The sequence below is a fragment of the Microbulbifer maximicatervae (SeqCode) genome (assembly GCF_056232625.1).
Map to the genome: position 1 here is coordinate 2,263,692 of NZ_CP174324.1, position 15,173 is coordinate 2,278,864.

At 43.6% G+C, this 15,173-nt stretch carries 17 protein-coding genes and 1 pseudogene; 11 read left to right on the forward strand and 7 right to left on the reverse strand.

The window, feature by feature from the left end; genetic code table 11:
• Positions 1-490 precede the first annotated feature (490 nt).
• From ACJJI6_RS09815 to ACJJI6_RS09850, 8 genes and pseudogenes are all read left to right on the forward strand, one after another.
• Positions 491-1,078, forward strand: a complete 588-nt coding sequence (locus ACJJI6_RS09815; protein WP_444927262.1) for a GNAT family N-acetyltransferase — start codon at positions 491-493, stop codon at positions 1,076-1,078.
• A 208-nt stretch (positions 1,079-1,286) separates the two neighbouring features.
• Positions 1,287-1,579 (forward strand): annotated as a pseudogene (locus ACJJI6_RS09820) (tautomerase family protein).
• 247 nt (positions 1,580-1,826) lie between these two features.
• Complete coding sequence (locus ACJJI6_RS09825) at positions 1,827-2,324, forward strand: hypothetical protein (RefSeq protein ID WP_475713264.1); 498 nt, start codon at positions 1,827-1,829, stop codon at positions 2,322-2,324.
• A 172-nt stretch (positions 2,325-2,496) separates the two neighbouring features.
• Positions 2,497-3,096, forward strand: a complete 600-nt coding sequence (locus ACJJI6_RS09830; RefSeq protein ID WP_475713265.1) for a thiamine biosynthesis protein ThiC — start codon at positions 2,497-2,499, stop codon at positions 3,094-3,096.
• Between the two features lie 93 nt (positions 3,097-3,189).
• The gene (locus ACJJI6_RS09835) at positions 3,190-3,501 is read left to right on the forward strand and encodes a hypothetical protein (RefSeq protein ID WP_475713266.1); all 312 of its coding nucleotides are present in this window, start codon (positions 3,190-3,192) and stop codon (positions 3,499-3,501) included.
• A 339-nt stretch (positions 3,502-3,840) separates the two neighbouring features.
• A complete protein-coding gene (locus tag ACJJI6_RS09840) occupies positions 3,841-4,299 on the forward strand; it encodes a hypothetical protein (protein WP_475713267.1) in 459 nt (152 codons plus the stop codon).
• Between the two features lie 144 nt (positions 4,300-4,443).
• A complete protein-coding gene (locus ACJJI6_RS09845; protein WP_475713268.1) occupies positions 4,444-5,301 on the forward strand; it encodes an AraC family ligand binding domain-containing protein in 858 nt (285 codons plus the stop codon).
• 91 nt (positions 5,302-5,392) lie between these two features.
• On the forward strand, positions 5,393-6,022 hold the full coding sequence (locus tag ACJJI6_RS09850) for a LysE family translocator (RefSeq protein ID WP_413664989.1): 630 nt from the start codon (positions 5,393-5,395) through the stop codon (positions 6,020-6,022).
• A 14-nt stretch (positions 6,023-6,036) separates the two neighbouring features.
• Here ACJJI6_RS09850 and ACJJI6_RS09855 read toward each other — a convergent pair whose 3' ends face one another.
• The 4 genes from ACJJI6_RS09855 to ACJJI6_RS09870 all read right to left on the reverse strand — a co-directional run bounded on the left by ACJJI6_RS09855 (position 6,037) and on the right by ACJJI6_RS09870 (position 10,352).
• Positions 6,037-7,281: a cation:proton antiporter gene (locus tag ACJJI6_RS09855; protein WP_413664988.1), complete on the reverse strand. Its 1,245-nt coding sequence runs from the start codon at positions 7,279-7,281 to the stop codon at positions 6,037-6,039.
• A 50-nt stretch (positions 7,282-7,331) separates the two neighbouring features.
• On the reverse strand, positions 7,332-8,630 hold the full coding sequence (locus ACJJI6_RS09860) for a condensation domain-containing protein (protein ID WP_475713269.1): 1,299 nt from the start codon (positions 8,628-8,630) through the stop codon (positions 7,332-7,334).
• A gap of 475 nt (positions 8,631-9,105) precedes the next feature.
• Positions 9,106-9,585, reverse strand: coding sequence for a hypothetical protein (locus ACJJI6_RS09865; protein WP_475713270.1), 480 nt, complete (start codon positions 9,583-9,585; stop codon positions 9,106-9,108).
• 215 nt (positions 9,586-9,800) lie between these two features.
• Positions 9,801-10,352 (reverse strand): condensation domain-containing protein, encoded by a 552-nt coding sequence (locus tag ACJJI6_RS09870; RefSeq protein WP_475713271.1) that lies wholly within the window; start codon positions 10,350-10,352, stop codon positions 9,801-9,803.
• A 345-nt stretch (positions 10,353-10,697) separates the two neighbouring features.
• Here ACJJI6_RS09870 and ACJJI6_RS09875 point away from each other — a divergent pair, with 345 nt between their 5' ends.
• The 3 genes from ACJJI6_RS09875 (at position 10,698) to ACJJI6_RS09885 (ending at position 12,706) form a co-directional block, all read left to right on the forward strand.
• Positions 10,698-11,153 (forward strand): Cif family virulence factor, encoded by a 456-nt coding sequence (locus ACJJI6_RS09875; protein WP_475713272.1) that lies wholly within the window; start codon positions 10,698-10,700, stop codon positions 11,151-11,153.
• A gap of 154 nt (positions 11,154-11,307) precedes the next feature.
• Entirely contained in the window at positions 11,308-12,399 is a 1,092-nt protein-coding gene (locus ACJJI6_RS09880; RefSeq protein ID WP_475713273.1) for a PA0069 family radical SAM protein, read from the forward strand.
• Positions 12,374-12,706: a GIY-YIG nuclease family protein gene (locus ACJJI6_RS09885; protein WP_444957156.1), complete on the forward strand. Its 333-nt coding sequence runs from the start codon at positions 12,374-12,376 to the stop codon at positions 12,704-12,706. The genes ACJJI6_RS09880 and ACJJI6_RS09885 overlap by 26 nt, the downstream gene beginning before the upstream one ends.
• 19 nt (positions 12,707-12,725) lie before the next feature.
• On the opposite strand, the gene tmpT is transcribed toward ACJJI6_RS09885, so the two are convergent.
• The 3 genes from tmpT to ACJJI6_RS09900 all read right to left on the reverse strand — a co-directional run bounded on the left by tmpT (position 12,726) and on the right by ACJJI6_RS09900 (position 15,170).
• Entirely contained in the window at positions 12,726-13,364 is a 639-nt protein-coding gene (gene tmpT, locus ACJJI6_RS09890) for a thiopurine S-methyltransferase (RefSeq protein ID WP_475713274.1), read from the reverse strand.
• Between the two features lie 240 nt (positions 13,365-13,604).
• Positions 13,605-14,114, reverse strand: coding sequence for a DUF1097 family protein (locus tag ACJJI6_RS09895; protein ID WP_413664981.1), 510 nt, complete (start codon positions 14,112-14,114; stop codon positions 13,605-13,607).
• A 360-nt stretch (positions 14,115-14,474) separates the two neighbouring features.
• Positions 14,475-15,170, reverse strand: a complete 696-nt coding sequence (locus ACJJI6_RS09900) for an SDR family oxidoreductase (RefSeq protein WP_475713275.1) — start codon at positions 15,168-15,170, stop codon at positions 14,475-14,477.
• Positions 15,171-15,173: the final 3 nt, after the last annotated feature.

Here is a 15,173-nt window from a genome sequence, read left to right on the forward strand (position 1 = left end):
GCATTTAATGAAGTCCATTAAACGGTGATCTTCCTACAGGGGACTTTCACCCCATTAGTTCACGCCCATGCTGGGTGTTATTGTGGCGATCGGTTTTATTGATTTTTCGTAGTAACTGAAGGTTTAGTGCCACTAAATAGCACTCAGTATTACGCAATTTTACTGATTGCTATTCGAGCAGTTTCGCTCCTAGAGTGTTCGCTCAGGTATTGTAAAAAGAGGCAGTCCGCTGCAATTTTGTAGAGTGCCAGTAAGATAGGAATTGGTTGGGGAAGGTGCGGTATTCTTTCCTCGTAAATATTGGGCAGCGGCCAGCCAAGCTGTGGCTGGCAAATTGCTAGTAGTCAGTTCTGAGCGCGCCAGCCATAACCAGTCCAGTCAAGCTCGCCCAACCCCTTCGGGGCTGGACAGCCTACGCTCCGCTTCGGCTGCCCTTGCTAGCAGCGTTATATGGCGGGGCCACTAATCAAGAATGTTCAGGGTATAAAAAATGAACGTGAGTTATAAGCAAGGAACTAAAGTAGATTGTCAACGTATAGCTGAACTTGATTATTTGGCATCTGACGGTGCAGTTGAATATCTTTTTCGCGACTTGATACCGAGTTGTTCTGCTTTGCAGCTACTTTGTGATGGATTAGAACAAGACGTTTATCCTCATACTTTTCGCAGTGCTATTGTGGCTGAACTTGATCAAAAAGTTATCGGAATGGCCCTCTCATATCCAGCGCACTATCACTGCATAACTGATGAATTAACCAACTTTTTACCAGCTGATCGAATTGAAAGGTTCAGAGAGTTTTATACCAGTAGAGTTGAAGGAAGCTATTTTCTCGATGCTATGTGTGTTGAAGAATCGTATCGAGGATTGGGTATTGGTAAGTCATTGATAAATCATACAAAAGAAAAAGCGAGTAATGACGGTTACAATGAACTCAGCCTCATTGTGTTCGCTGACAACATTCGAGCTATTGGCCTTTATAAAAACCAAGGATTTAGCGTGGTGAAATATATTAAATTGGAACCACATGAGCTTATTCCTCATGAAGGAGGCTGTTTGCTCATGAAGGCTGAAATATAAAACCATATAATAAGGTTATGATGTTCGTTCCGGCCCTTTGGGCCTCCACCGGACGGTCGCCGCTTCGCAGCGCCCGTCGCATATCACGGCGTTACACTTCTATGAAGGAAAAAATGTGATCGTAGTATATGGAATCAAGGAGAATCTAAACCCGATAAAGGCAAAATTATCCAATGTCATTCACGGCTGCATGCGGTCCGTTCTTGGAATGCCCGAAGACAAACGTGCTCACAGATTTGTGCCATTGGAGAAAGAAGACTTTTATTATCCCGGTGGAAGAACTGACGCATACACCGTCATAGAAATAAACATGATGGCAGGCCGCAAACCCGAAACCCAAAGACTCTTATCAAATCTCTCTTTCAAGAGCTTGAAAGCCAGCTTTCTTTAGCCCCAGCCGACGTTGAAATAACCATTAAAGAACAAGCGCCTTATCAATGGGGTTTCAGGGGTATTACAGGTGATGAGGCAATTGATCTCAAGTACAAAGTCAACGTGTAACAAGTCAATGGTGTGGGACTGCCAGTAAGATAGGAATTGGTTGGGGAAAGTGCGGTATTCTTTCCTCGTAAACATTGGGTAGTGGCCAGCCAAACGGTGGCTGGCAAAGAGCAAGTAGGTCGTTCAGTACGCGCCAGCCATAACCAGGCTAGTCAAGCTCGCCCAAACCTTTTGGAGCTGGGCTGGACAGCCTACGCGTTGCTTCGACTGCCCTTGCTAGCGGCGTTATGCAACTTTAGGATTCGACATGCTAAGCAATGATCAAAAATTGGAGACATATCGAGTTCTAGGTCTAACGGCCATGTTTTCGGGCGGTTCCGAGTATAAGATCGTTTGGGCTATGTACCTACTTGAGTCTGGTATAGAGACAGAAAATTTAGCGGTCCTCGCAACTCTTCTAAAACCCGTTAATGAGTTTGAAGCGGAAGATTACTTTAATCGAGTTTTGTCTGAACTTCGCATAACACGCCCAACCTCGCTTACCGCTATCGAAGGTTATGCCAAAGTTCTAACCAAAGAAATTATTGAAGGTATATTGACCCCAGAAAAGGGGGTGGCAAAGATCTACGAAGCTATTATCCATTTAGATTACCCAGGTTCTCTAGGAGAGTTTACTGCTCTAGAGGATGAATGGTACTGTGAATGCATTAATGGCTGGTCACTAGAGCAAAGAGCCGAAGAAATTGTAAAGGCGAGCAAAGATGCTTATGGGATATTGCGATATCCTAGCTTGTCTGAGGCCTAACAAGTTGCTGCTGTACGTTCCAGCCCTTCGACTTGCTTTCCTATGACCCGATATAAATATATAGTTAGGTTCGAGCAATCCGCATATCCCAATATTTCGATATAAAATAAATAAGGCCAACCCCTATTTTTATAAGCAAGATCCATAAATAGAAAATACGAGGCATCTAACTATGAAGCTCACCAGTGCGCGAAATATCCAAATCATAGCTTTTCTGCTGTTGGCGCTAGTAGTTACACAGGCACTCTTTACCATGCTGTATGTTGCAGAGATTAACCCCTCACGGCAACTTTTCTGGGGGCTGGAGGGCTTGCTATTTACCATTCTTTCAGCTTTTGCTGGAGCGGCCATGGTGCAGACTAAAAACCACCATGTAGGGTGGTCCGCTATTGCATTCAGCTCTGTATTCAACGTGATGCAAGTGAGCATTGGCGCCACTATGTTTATGCCATTTCGGGAGGTCGCTAGCCAATTAGAGGCGCTTGGAGCTGCGGCGGGGGCCGTTGTGGCTTTTTCATTTATGATCTATTACGCGGCGAAATTTTTGCTGGGCTTTGCTGCTCTTATTTTTGGGGTTGCCAAAATGAATGGGAGCTCCAAAGTGCTGGGAGGTTTGACTGCCTCAGTTGGCGTTATTGCAATGTTTGCTAATGCTATTTCGGTTACGTTTGGACGTGATTCCTATTTACCCTCTTCCGTTGCTGGAGCATCGGGTGTTCTTGCAACCTTACTCTTGGCGATTTGTCTTTTGACTATTGCCCGCGAGGACTGATATACGAAATTCAATCTAATAATCAAGTCGGGCGTGACTTCACAACAGATTGCTCGGCCGCCCATTTAAGACTTATAGAAAGAGACCTTTATAGTGGATGAACTAATATATAGCAAAGAAGAGATCCTGTCGGTTCTTAGAGATATCAATGAATTTGTGGTCTCACTGGATCAAATGAATAAAGTACACCACGAGTTTGGTGAAGAGGCGTGGAAAGATGAAATTATTGATTATTTTCAGAGTGCAAGGGTAAGTGATAGGCTAGCGCAAGTACGCTCAATACTTTCAAAGCCGTTTTCGAGTGAAATTGGACCCGATGATATGGATGAGCTGGAGAGAGAAATGCAGGGGGTACAGTATTGGACTTTTAAGGAGTACCTGGCAAAGAAAAATGGCAAGGCGTAGCGTAGGGCGTTTAGCAATGCATTCGATTACACTGCCCCGGCAATGAACAACTCACCCTACTTTCCAAAAACCGCTTATCGAATACGTTAAATTTCGGCAAGGTGATCGGTTGTTAATATATAAGAAAATCGTTCCCAGCCTATCATAGGCTTTCTTAAGGAGCCATCTACAAAAAAGAGGGGCATACTAGTAATGAAATTACTCAAGTAACATCGTTACACTTTACAAGACTAGTCAACGCCACCTACTATGAGGGTTGGATCTCCATTCTTGGGCTTCGAAGGCTTCAATTAAAGAACTCGCCTCCTCACGGGACCCAAAATCATGGCGTTAAGCAATATGAATAAAATTCGAAGAAAAATCCTAACCAAAATCACTTTAATTGTTTTCCTAACAGGTATAGTTTTCTATATATCAATTGTATTCAGGTCAAATAAACCTATAGATTACGCAAGGAAAAATCAATTTAGAGTTGTTCCAATAGATAACTTATTGGTAGATAGGCCAAAGTTATTTGGGCGAGATGAATTGCCAGTCTTTATTTATATTTCCTCTGCTACTGGTGATCCTGTGGTATTGGAAGCTTCTGTTAAATATGATGACTCCGAGTACTATAGATTGATCAGATACAGATCAGGAGTTTATTCAAATGGGAAGAAATATGCCTTCGTTGAGGAGGGTAAAGGTGGTTGGTTTTCTTTGAACGGAACAATGGTTTCAAATCCTGGCTGGTACACGGGTAGGATAAAACCAGTGAGCTATGAAGTAAGAATGGGCAATTTATATTTCGTAAGGTAAATACTTACCAAACAAAGGCACTCGACATCAAAAGTACCACTTCGAACCTCTCCACTATTCAATTGTTACATACCCATCTGTAACTTTGCCTTACGACCCTTTCTTTCTGTAAAGTGATGGTTATTTATCATACGAGGGTTATCAGTGCGAAAGGAATTCTCTAAGGCTTGGCGAAGTCCGAGTCATTGCGGCATAGAGCTTTTTCACGCCTACTTCCATAAGTTTTCCTTTGCCAAGCATTGGCATGATGAACTCGCTATTGGAATCTTCCTTTCTGGCGTAGAAAAGCTCGATTATCGCGGTGAAACAGTGACTATTCCTCAGGGAACCCTTGCTGCGCTTAATCCAGGGGAGATTCATACCGGTTTTTCCGGAAGTGACTCCGGTTGGTACTACCGTATGTTTTACTTTGACACGGCGCTTATTGAGGAAACCCTCAGAGAACACACTCTGCTGAATCAAACACCCGTACCATTTTTGAAAGGGCCACTATTGGATGATCCTGAGCTTTTTCAGCTTCTCTACAAGCTACATAGCAGTCTTGAAATGAACGCTTTATCCCTTTCAACAGACTCTCTACTCACCCTGGCAATTAGCCAGCTCTTTGCCCGTCACGGCGACCAAAAGATCTACCCGAAGGCATCGTCTAACAAACAGGGAGTCTTGAAGGCCCGTGCTTATTTACAGGAAAACTGGCAAAGAAATGTGACACTGGATGAGTTGTGCCAATTAACTGGCATGAGTCGATATCAGCTAATTCGTAGTTTTAATGCCCAGTTTGGCGTTCCTCCACATCAATTCCTAATCCTCCTAAAAACCCAAAGGGCCCGTGCATTATTTCGTACGGGAGCCCAGGTGGCTAAGGTGGCTATCGACTGTGGATTTTTTGATCAGAGCCACTTAAGTCGAAATTTCAAGCGTGCATTCGGTATCACACCTGCTCGCTACTTGAAGTCTGCTCAGCGCAATTTTGTACAAGAACCTTCCTTCTACTCTCTCTAAGCTCACCTATCTCTGGGAAAACAAAGCGCACCGTTAAACGGTGTGAAGCATTTCTCATAGCGATATCTCTTCTACGACATGAGTAATATATATGAGCTTAGAATTTCTATTAGCCTGGCTGGCAGTAATGTTCCCACTAATTTTTAGCCCGGGACCTGCCAATATCACCTTTGCAGCAGCCGGAGCCAGCTTGGGTATTCGTCGCTCCTTACCTTTACTGGCAGGCATAGACATTGTATTTCTAATGAAGGCCTTATTGGTTGGCTTCGGATTTATGAGCTGGCTAATTCACTACCCTATGGTAATGACCATCTTACAGTGGACTGGTGCCATCTACTTAATTTACCTTGCTTACGTTTTTATAAAGCCTAATAGAAAGCCTGGAAAAACTACCACTAAATCGGTAAGTATTTGGCAGGGAATGCTGATTCAAAGTATGAACATTAAAGCTTGGATGATAGTAATTACTATGTTCTCTGTATTCGCACCAAAGCAAGAGGAGAGCAATGAAAGCAGTGTTATCACCTTGATTATTATGATCACCATACTCAACTTTGTAACACATTTCTCATGGATCGCTTTTGGTCGGACCTTATCGAAAGCACTTATCAGCGATAAAAATAGAAATCTGCAAAACAAGCTTTTTGCACTCAGTCTGCTTCTTGTCGCTGTGTGGTTAATTGCTGATAACCCAACCGCTATTAGCCTAAAGGCTGTATGACTTGGAACCTTAGCTCAAAGGTTTAATTTATGAATCAAGCGGCCACTGGTAGTCCCCTGTACCAACAAGGAGAAAAGGACCACGCCAAATACCATAGATTGAATTGTCCACCAATAGGGCAATTCAACTGGAAGAGAAAGCACCAAAGCGACCGCAATAACCCCTCGGAGCCCGCCCCAGCTCATTAACAGACGCCAGGATTTCGGTATCGGGGGGCCAACAAAGCGAGTCAGAGGTGCCACTAAGAATACAGATAATGCTCTAGCTCCTAAAGCAGCCGCTGTAGCAATAAGCATTGCCAGCCATTGGTGGGTAAACATCTCAAAAGTTATCACCAATCCCATAATCACAAAAATAATGCCGGTAAAAAACAACCCCATCCACTCCCAGGTTGGACCCGCATGAATCAAATAGGTGTTATTTTGCTTGCTTAAGCACGCTCGAGCAACAATTGCACATATCATTACCGAAATGATACCTGATACATGAAAGATACTTTCCGCCAAATAGAAACTACCAAATGCAGCGATTACTAAAGTCATTAAAGCCGCACTGGGAGATCGTAGAAACAATATGACAAGAGTGGTTATCAAGCCAAAAATAAGCCCAATCGCAACGCCACCGAAAAATACCATGCAAAAATATAGTGTCACTGAAGTCGCGTCCAACGAAGGAGCTGCAGCCCCCATCGACGAGCTTTCTACAATACCATAGGTAGCTAGCCCTAATACTAACGAATAGAGCACTACAGCTGCAGCATCATTGAAGAGGCTCTCTCCATCCACCAAGGTTAAGAGATCTTCTCCTGTTTTTTCCTGACGCAACTTATTAACTACAGAAACAGGGTCAGTAGCCGCTAAAATAGCCCCGGTTAGCATGGCCGCTACCCAAGGAAAACCCTCCGGATGACCAATGCCGTAATAAGTAATTGCTGCAATAAGAACTGCACAAATAACCAAACCGAGTGTAGAGAATAACAGTACAGGTCCAATCCAGCGCTTTAAGACTTTGGGTTCCAGCTGCCAGGCGGACTCAAAAATTAATACCGGTAAAATAACAAAGAATACCAGCTCTCTGATACTGGTTGCACGCAAACCTGTATCATAGTCAATTATGGGAAGCAACAAAGCCGCCAGCACTCCTGCGACAAGGCAGCCAAGTGTATTATCAATACGTAAGATCCTTGCAATGCCCAGTCCAATAACTGCAGCGGCAGCGAGATATAACCCCTGCCCTACAACAGTGACTATATCATTCACCTATCCACTCCCATTGCCAGTGCATTCTAACTTCGAATACAGACACATCCTCACTGAACACGCCCATCTACAAGTAGAGACTTTACAAGTTTTATATAAGACTCCACATACAAGTGCGCACTCTCATGGCTAGTTAATGGCTCACAGTATCCAAATACAAAAATAGCGTTTCTACTGGTGGTATACGTAATTACCATTAGCGGGTGTGCGGCATGGGTTTGTACGACCATGCCTGACTCAATTTCAAAGTATCGAAGCTCTCCGGCTAGCCGCTGCATATTGCCGGCATTAGAAACACAAATACCAGATGGAAATACAGTGCTTTCTGCCGTCAACATTTTTGCAAAATTTTTCACATCAGAAAATTCGTAATGAGTATCAAAGCTTATTGCAAATGGAGCCTCTTTATTCAAAATCAAACGCAGCTGTTTATCTAAGCCTTTAGCTAGAGACTTTAGACTTTTAGAAAGCATCTCTTCTGTAACACATAAATTGGCCGTTGCCGAAAAGGATCCGACTTCATCCAAGCTTACTGATGGCTTGCATAGTCCACGAATATCTAACGTTACAACTATTTCAGCCTCCCCTGGGAAAGTAGGCATGCTCTGCGCAGCGCAAACGGCTACAGCTCTAAACAATGAACTTAGTGAAACTCCCCAATTTTTAGCAGTTTGTGATAGAGCTTCTGCTACTTCAGGAGGCATCAATTTAAGAATTGAGTGTCCTTTTCTATCTTCAATAGGTGCCGCTTGCTCTACTTCCCATCTTCTACAGCTATTGGATTTCTGTATGCTAAATAAATCAACATCCTTAAACCCAGCCAAGTGAAGATACTCACCCGCACTTTTCCTTAACGGCTTAGGTTCTTGGCTAATATAGCTTCCCTCCCTCTCCAGAAAGCTGTCTAAATCACGAAAAAGTGCCATTATTGACCGGCCATCCAATGCAGCATGATTACTAACAATGATGACCCACTTAACTTCACCATTCACATTAACATGCAAGGTAACCCCATAGGCGCAGTTTTCTATGTCAATAAATTGATTTTGCTGCCAAAGGTATTCACTTTCGTATTCTAACGGTTCATTTAACTGCTTTATGCTTAGAGGCACCTTTTCAAAGCTGACATCACAAACCCAAAAAGGCTTGGCGCCCATTTTGATCCTCGCCCGAAGCATTGGGTGTTTTCCATGCAAAAAGATAAAGCCCTTGCATAACTGCTCGACAGTAACAGAATCGCAGAGACGAACAAACGATATTAGCTGAGTTCCACCACGAGACTCATTAGTCAATTCAATAAATAGAGCTTCTTGGGGCCCCAACTCACGTGAGAGTGGCTCATTCTCCATGCAGGCCTCATATTTGCTAATGGGTAGATCACCAGTGATACAAGAAGCACTCTCCTCAGTATAGGAAAATAGTTAGAAACTGTTTGTTGATATTGGCTATTGATACAGAGAGCGTATCACTAAGACAGCCAGCACAATCACAATACAGTTAACAATCAATTGATTCCTTCGTCTATACAGATAAAAGATTAAAAATACATTGCTAATGGATAGATATCTTATTATCCCTCACTTAAATAGAATTCAACTAACCTTCGTATGAAAAGCAATTTTAAATAACCTCTACAAGAATTCCTTTGCACCAAACCGTCATCACCACTATGGAGAAACTCACCGCAACCGGGTAAGAAAAAGCAAATGCGACTAGCAATCTATGTATTTAAATTGATAGCTTAAACAACACAAGAATAATTCAATCTTCTTTTGAAACCCTCACATAAAAATAAGAAAGCATTCTAGAAACTCTGTATAAAAATTAATGAATTAGACCACCAATAATATCCATATACTGCTTTATATACAGAAGAACACTGTTTCGACTCAAAAGTGGTTCACAGTAACCAAACACAAAAACCGAATTCTTATTGGTTGTATACGAAATGACCGTCAATGGGTTTAGCCCATTAGTTTGAGTCACCATTCCTTTTTCGATATCAAAAAACTTCATCCTCCCACCTAATTTGTTCAAACTTCCTACATTAGATACGCAAATACCAGCAAAGAACGATTCAGAGCCTAAGATTGTCTCTCTCGCCATATTCTCCACTTCAGTAACAGTGTATTCAGACACTATTTTTTTTGCCATCGGACGTTGTTTAGTTAGTACCGTGTATATTTGGGACTGTAAATTTTCAGCATAATCTATGATATCAACCGATGTAGGATCTTCAGGAATAGATAACTGAGTAGTTTGCGAAAACGAACCAATATGCTCTAATGGGATCGGGGGGTACATAAGCCTCTTCCATCTAAAGCTAAAATAATCTCCTCTCCCTTTTTATAGGTTGGTAGGACTACTGAAGCAATTGCACAAAGAATTGCAGTTAACTTTACTCCTCGGTCTTTACCTATTTTTGCTAGCTGATGGAGATCTTCAGGACACAATAGTCTCGCTATTGCACCAGCCTGCCGTTTACTTGCCGGTGCAACCTTCTCAACAGGCCAGCTTAATTATTGATCATCCGCCTCATGAAATATATGGTTTTCACCTACATATCCAGCGACTTCTAAATTTTTAGCGATGCTTTCCCTAAGAGGTAGCGTTTTATTGTCTCTAAAGGGTTTATTTTTTTGCACTAACTGATCCAACTGCAAAAACAGAGTCATAATAGAACGACCATCCATAATCGCATGAATATTATTGACAATAACCCACTGAACCAAACCTTCTTGATTGCAAAATATACTTAGACAATATGCATATCTATCACTATCTATATATTTTTTGGCTTGATTTGAGTATTCTTTCTCAAAATCCATCTCCTCATCTAGCCGGTACACATCTATAGGGATTTCGGAAAAATCCACATCACAAACCCACCGATATTTATTATCTTTCTCGACTCGGGCTCGCAAGAGGGGATGATACTGGTGTAGTACTTTAAGGCCAGAACGTAGCGTATCAATTGCTAGAGGCTCACCAACTCGAATAAAAGAAATAAGTTGCAAGCCCCCTTTTGACTGCCTAGACAGCTCTACAAAAAGAGCTTCTTGGCGTCCCATCTCCCGAGAGGGTATCTCCGATTTCATGGTTGAAGCTACCGTACCTAATAGGCATTCATACCAATTATAGAAAATAATAAAAGTACATATAAATCAAACAATTACGGCATAAGAAGAGAAGTAACACACTATTTCGTAGCAATGTACACCTAGCGGCTTTGTAGATAAGCTCACTTTCAGTTGATATCATAATGACAGCTTTGAATCTGCTCACTAATGATAGCGCTAAATATTCAAACAAGCCGCCATGGGTATTTTCAATATACAAAATAGAGTCAAATATTAACTCAAGGTCACCAGCTAGATAATCAAAGTTCTCAATTGAAATTAGACAAGGATAGAAATATGAAAAATAACATGAGAATACAAGAGGTTATTGACGAACTATATAGTGGAATCTCTGGTCCTTCGGGTTTTCAGCGAGACTGGGAAAGACAGGCATCATTATTTTCCCCTGATGCAAAAATGATACGCACATTTGTGGATAGCAATGGCAAGCCCCAGTCTACGATCCTCAGCGTCCAAGAATATCCAGAAAATTTTGAAAATCTAATTGCAGATCGTCCTTTCTATGAAACTGAAATACACAACATTATCGAGCAATTTGGAAATATTGCTCACGTCTTCAGTGCTTATGAGGCCTGGAGCGATAAGGAGAAAACCCAATTCCTAAAAAGAGGGATAAACAGTATCCAGCTATTGAACGATGGCGAATCCTGGAAGGTAGTGCATATGATTTGGGATGACGAAAGACCCGGGCTGACAATGGAATCGAAATATAACCCCGCAGTCACTGCCTAAACAGCATCTAAGAGCACAATTAGACCCTAAGAGGCATTGCCTCTTAGGGAAACCAAATCCAGACTTATTTTCCTCTCCAGGTAAATCCGCTAAGGCTTGCAATCCTTCAAAATTAAGGCGTAAACTGTACATTAATACAGTTATCGCTAAAAAAATGTCAGATCATCCTTCCACTAAAGCGCCATCCCCATGCAAGGGCCGAGGAACCGCTTCTAACCTCCCTGGGCGCTTTGCTGAACTTTCCAGCTCCCGTGAAACTGATGGCTGGCAAGTGGAGCCTGATCAGCCGGTGAGACTAATAACCTCATCCATTGAGGAAAAGGCGAAAACTATTATCTCAACTAATCAATCACCAGATATCCCTTTCTCCCAATCGATAAACCCCTACAGGGGATGTGAGCATGGTTGTATCTATTGCTATGCCCGCCCAGCCCATGCCTATATGGATTTATCGCCAGGCCTCGATTTCGAGACCAAGATTTTCTACAAGCCAAATGCTGCTGAGCTTTTAGAGAAAGCGCTACGAAAGAGCAGCTACCAGTGCAGTCCCATCGCTCTGGGAGCCAATACCGATCCCTATCAACCTCTGGAACGAGAGAAAGAGATAACCCGTAGTTTGTTGGAGCTTATGCAGGAGTTTCGCCAGCCGGTAACCATTGTCACCAAAAGCCAGCTAATCTTGCGGGACCTCCCACTGCTGGCAGAAATGGCACAAGATAACTTGGCCCAAGTCGCCATTAGTGTGACCACACTAGATAATGCCCTTAAGCGCAAGCTTGAGCCAAGGACCGCTGGCCCTGCTGCTCGTCTGCGAACAATTGAACAGCTGAGTACAGCGGGCATTCCTACCGCAGTACTCGCTGCGCCTATGATCCCCGCTCTCAATGACTGTGAACTGGAATCGATTCTTTCAGCTGCACGGGAATCAGGGGCTGTAAGAGCCGCATATATCCTATTGCGCCTCCCCTATGAAGTTGCCCCTCTATTTCGGGAATGGTTAGAGGTACACTACCCAGAAAGAGCAAAGCATGTCATGAGCCTGGTGCAGCAAAGCCGTGCAGGTAAGGATTATCAAAGTGAATTTTCCCAAAGGCGAACTGGCACAGGCATATTTGCTCAACTACTCCAAAGACGCTTTCAAGTGGCAATGAAAAAGCTGGGCTTGGATCATCGGCGCCTTACCTTGGATTGCTCCCAGTTCAAGCCGCCGCCTCGCACTAATGAGCAGCAGGATTTATTTTCTTGAATCTATGGGCCATATAAAAAAGAAGGAAGAGCTGGGCGTGAATTGGTTTCTCTATCTTGTTCGAACGGCCAGAGGAACACTCTATACCGGTATAACCAATGATTTGGAGAGGCGTTTTGCTGAGCACTGTAGTGATGGCCCAAAGGCGGCAAAAGCACTACGAGGTAAGGGGCCCCTTACGCTCGTGTTCTCTGTGGGGCTACCCGATAAATCAACCGCCTTGAAAATGGAAATAGCCATTAAGAAGTGGCCAAAATCAAAAAAGGAAAAACTAATACTTGGCTCTCATTCCCTGCCAGAAATTTAACTTGCAGAGAAAGCCATTATCACTTTGGAGTTAACAACCATGCCTCTTCTCTTGCAGGAATCTTGCCTTTAAGTCCACCAACAACGTCTCTTGTCGCTAATACTTGTAGGCTATAATCGGCATCATAATATTCATAAATCAAACGGCTCCCAACAGAAAAAGGTGGGCCAGGCATCTGAGTTTGTTCATACTCGAAGGATACGAGGAGTTGAGGTGCGACCTGGGTAATAGCCATTAAGTGTCTGACATATTGCTCACGAATATCTGTGGGGAGGGCTACCAGTGCAGCCCGATCATAAATCGCTACAACCGGCCCCAACTCCTCTCTACCCAAATCGAATATGTTGCCAACAAAAATATCGATGTTGGCACCAGAGTAGCACTTCAGATTACCAACCTGGCTTACCTGTGGGATTACTGCCATTTCACTGAAGAGCTGCTTCACGGCCTCCTCATTGAGTTCACAGCCAACGACTGAGATATTCTGTTCTAATAACCAAGCAATATCTTTCGTTTTGCCACATAGCGGCAAGAAAATCCGATCACCCGGAGACAGAGAGAGACTGGAAAAGAATTCTGTCAACAACGAATTGCCGGCCGCCTCGTGAAAGCCAATATCATTTCTTTTCCACTTATCATGCCAAAATTCTTCCTTCACAACTGGCTCCTACAATCCAAGGTAAAAAAATAGATAAGAAACGAATTACATCAATGAAGAAGTGTTCTGTAGTATTCCATTTCGATACTACTTTCAGACTCATAGGGTTCAGTAAACGCCAAAGCCGTAACAAATACCATTGCTGTAGATAGCAATATACGTTTTAACATTGAACTACACCTCTATTCAATCTTACTGAACCCCTTACAACCCTTTCTCTCAAGCACTCAGATTCATCTTTCAACAAGTCCTTACTGCTCGTTGCTGACGCGGCCATAAAATATCAATCAGGCCGGCAAATGCTGCACCGATGGATACCGTTGCAATCAGTTGAAAGTAGGCATCCAAGGTAATGTCCAACTGCGCAAGAAACGCAATAATGATACCAATGGCATAGCTGGTGACATTCCTAATACCGGTCACCATTCCCATTGCCCATACACTGATAATCGAGAAGAGAAGTGCAATCGGCCCAACCAGGATACTTGGGTCAATTTGCCATTTATGTGCCGCTGTTTGAGCGCCCAACCCCAACCCCAGCCCGGTCACCACACATGCGAGATTGTAGGCACCTGCCCGCCAATCACGCCCCCTGGAGTAATAGGCAATAACACCCAACACCGCTACCCATATTGGCATTCCGCCCAGATAACCGACGAGTGCCGCAACAATGAGAATTGCAAGGATTGGTGACTTCAGTAACTGGGGGGACAAGCTTTTACGCTTGGTTAAAACACTGGGCCACTTCATGATTTCCACTCCTTCGAAGACACCCTGATAAGAGGTAAGATTCCTTGCCTAAAACGTAAAACCCGCCAACACTCTGAAAGGATCTATCAGAACCATTCCTTGATATGAAGCTATTTTCAGGTAGTTCCCACTCTGGGGGATAGAAAACTTCTTCCGTATTCTTGCCCAATCTTGCAATCAGCAGGCAGTAGCACGAAGCAGACAAAACAGACTCACCCGCCGGCCATATGCAAAAAAGTTGAAATGCATAAATTCGACTGATCAAGGCTACTCAAGCGACCTCGTATTCAGGCCGGCAGAGTGTGGGAGCTGCATTCTATTAGATTCTCAAAGGAGTTTTGTCACAGCCCATTACAAGCGTTACCAGGGAATTTCTATCCCGTCATAGTTATAAAATCGACCCGTTTTTGCTGGCGTTGCTGATAAAAGCAGATTTTTTAGTCCGCCGACACTCTCCTCAGCAGAAATCAGTGCTCCGGGGCCGCCCATAGCCGTTTTAACCCACCCCGGATGCAAAGCGAGAACCGTGATTCCTCTCGGCTCTAAATCGATAGATAAGCTTTTAACAACCTGGTTTACGGCTGTCTTTGAAGTTCGGTAGATATATCCCCCGCCAGAGCGATTATCAGCGATACTCCCAACCTTGCTGCTCATCACCGCGATTAGCTTGTGCTCACTGGCCGCAACATTGTCACAAAAAGTTTCTGCCATCATATAGGGGGCGATAGTGTTGGACTCTAAAACTCGACGCCACTCTGCGCGGTCAACAGCGCCAAATCCCACGCCCTTCGGCCCGTAGTAGCCTGCATTGTTTAGCAATATGTCTATCGGCTCTCCTTGAAAGGCCTTACCTAGAGAAATCATCTGTTCGTAGTCGGTCACATCCAAGCCAATCAACTGTATCGAGGCGTAGCGCTCTTGCAACATCGCGAGCTCAGCGGCTTTCTTCGGTTCCCGGCAACAAGCCAGGACCTTCCAACCAATTTCGGCAAACTGGGCACACAACTCAAGTCCAATTCCGCGATTGCAGCCAGTAATTAAAATCGTGCCGGACATTGG

What these genes read in the sequence shown, in the direction of transcription:
- ACJJI6_RS09895 (WP_413664981.1), bottom strand. Translation starts at nt 14,114, where the DNA reads ATGAAGTGGCCCAGTGTTTTAACCAAGCGTAAAAGCTTGTCCCCCCAG.
- ACJJI6_RS09865 (WP_475713270.1), bottom strand. Translation starts at nt 9,585, where the DNA reads ATGTACCCCCCGATCCCATTAGAGCATATTGGTTCGTTTTCGCAAACT.
- ACJJI6_RS09875 (WP_475713272.1), top strand. Translation starts at nt 10,698, where the DNA reads ATGAAAAATAACATGAGAATACAAGAGGTTATTGACGAACTATATAGT.
- ACJJI6_RS09860 (WP_475713269.1), bottom strand. Translation starts at nt 8,630, where the DNA reads ATGGAGAATGAGCCACTCTCACGTGAGTTGGGGCCCCAAGAAGCTCTA.
- ACJJI6_RS09870 (WP_475713271.1), bottom strand. Translation starts at nt 10,352, where the DNA reads ATGGGACGCCAAGAAGCTCTTTTTGTAGAGCTGTCTAGGCAGTCAAAA.
- ACJJI6_RS09850 (WP_413664989.1), top strand. Translation starts at nt 5,393, where the DNA reads ATGAGCTTAGAATTTCTATTAGCCTGGCTGGCAGTAATGTTCCCACTA.
- ACJJI6_RS09815 (WP_444927262.1), top strand. Translation starts at nt 491, where the DNA reads ATGAACGTGAGTTATAAGCAAGGAACTAAAGTAGATTGTCAACGTATA.
- ACJJI6_RS09880 (WP_475713273.1), top strand. Translation starts at nt 11,308, where the DNA reads ATGTCAGATCATCCTTCCACTAAAGCGCCATCCCCATGCAAGGGCCGA.
- ACJJI6_RS09830 (WP_475713265.1), top strand. Translation starts at nt 2,497, where the DNA reads ATGAAGCTCACCAGTGCGCGAAATATCCAAATCATAGCTTTTCTGCTG.
- ACJJI6_RS09900 (WP_475713275.1), bottom strand. Translation starts at nt 15,170, where the DNA reads ATGTCCGGCACGATTTTAATTACTGGCTGCAATCGCGGAATTGGACTT.
- ACJJI6_RS09825 (WP_475713264.1), top strand. Translation starts at nt 1,827, where the DNA reads ATGCTAAGCAATGATCAAAAATTGGAGACATATCGAGTTCTAGGTCTA.
- ACJJI6_RS09885 (WP_444957156.1), top strand. Translation starts at nt 12,374, where the DNA reads ATGAGCAGCAGGATTTATTTTCTTGAATCTATGGGCCATATAAAAAAG.
- ACJJI6_RS09840 (WP_475713267.1), top strand. Translation starts at nt 3,841, where the DNA reads ATGAATAAAATTCGAAGAAAAATCCTAACCAAAATCACTTTAATTGTT.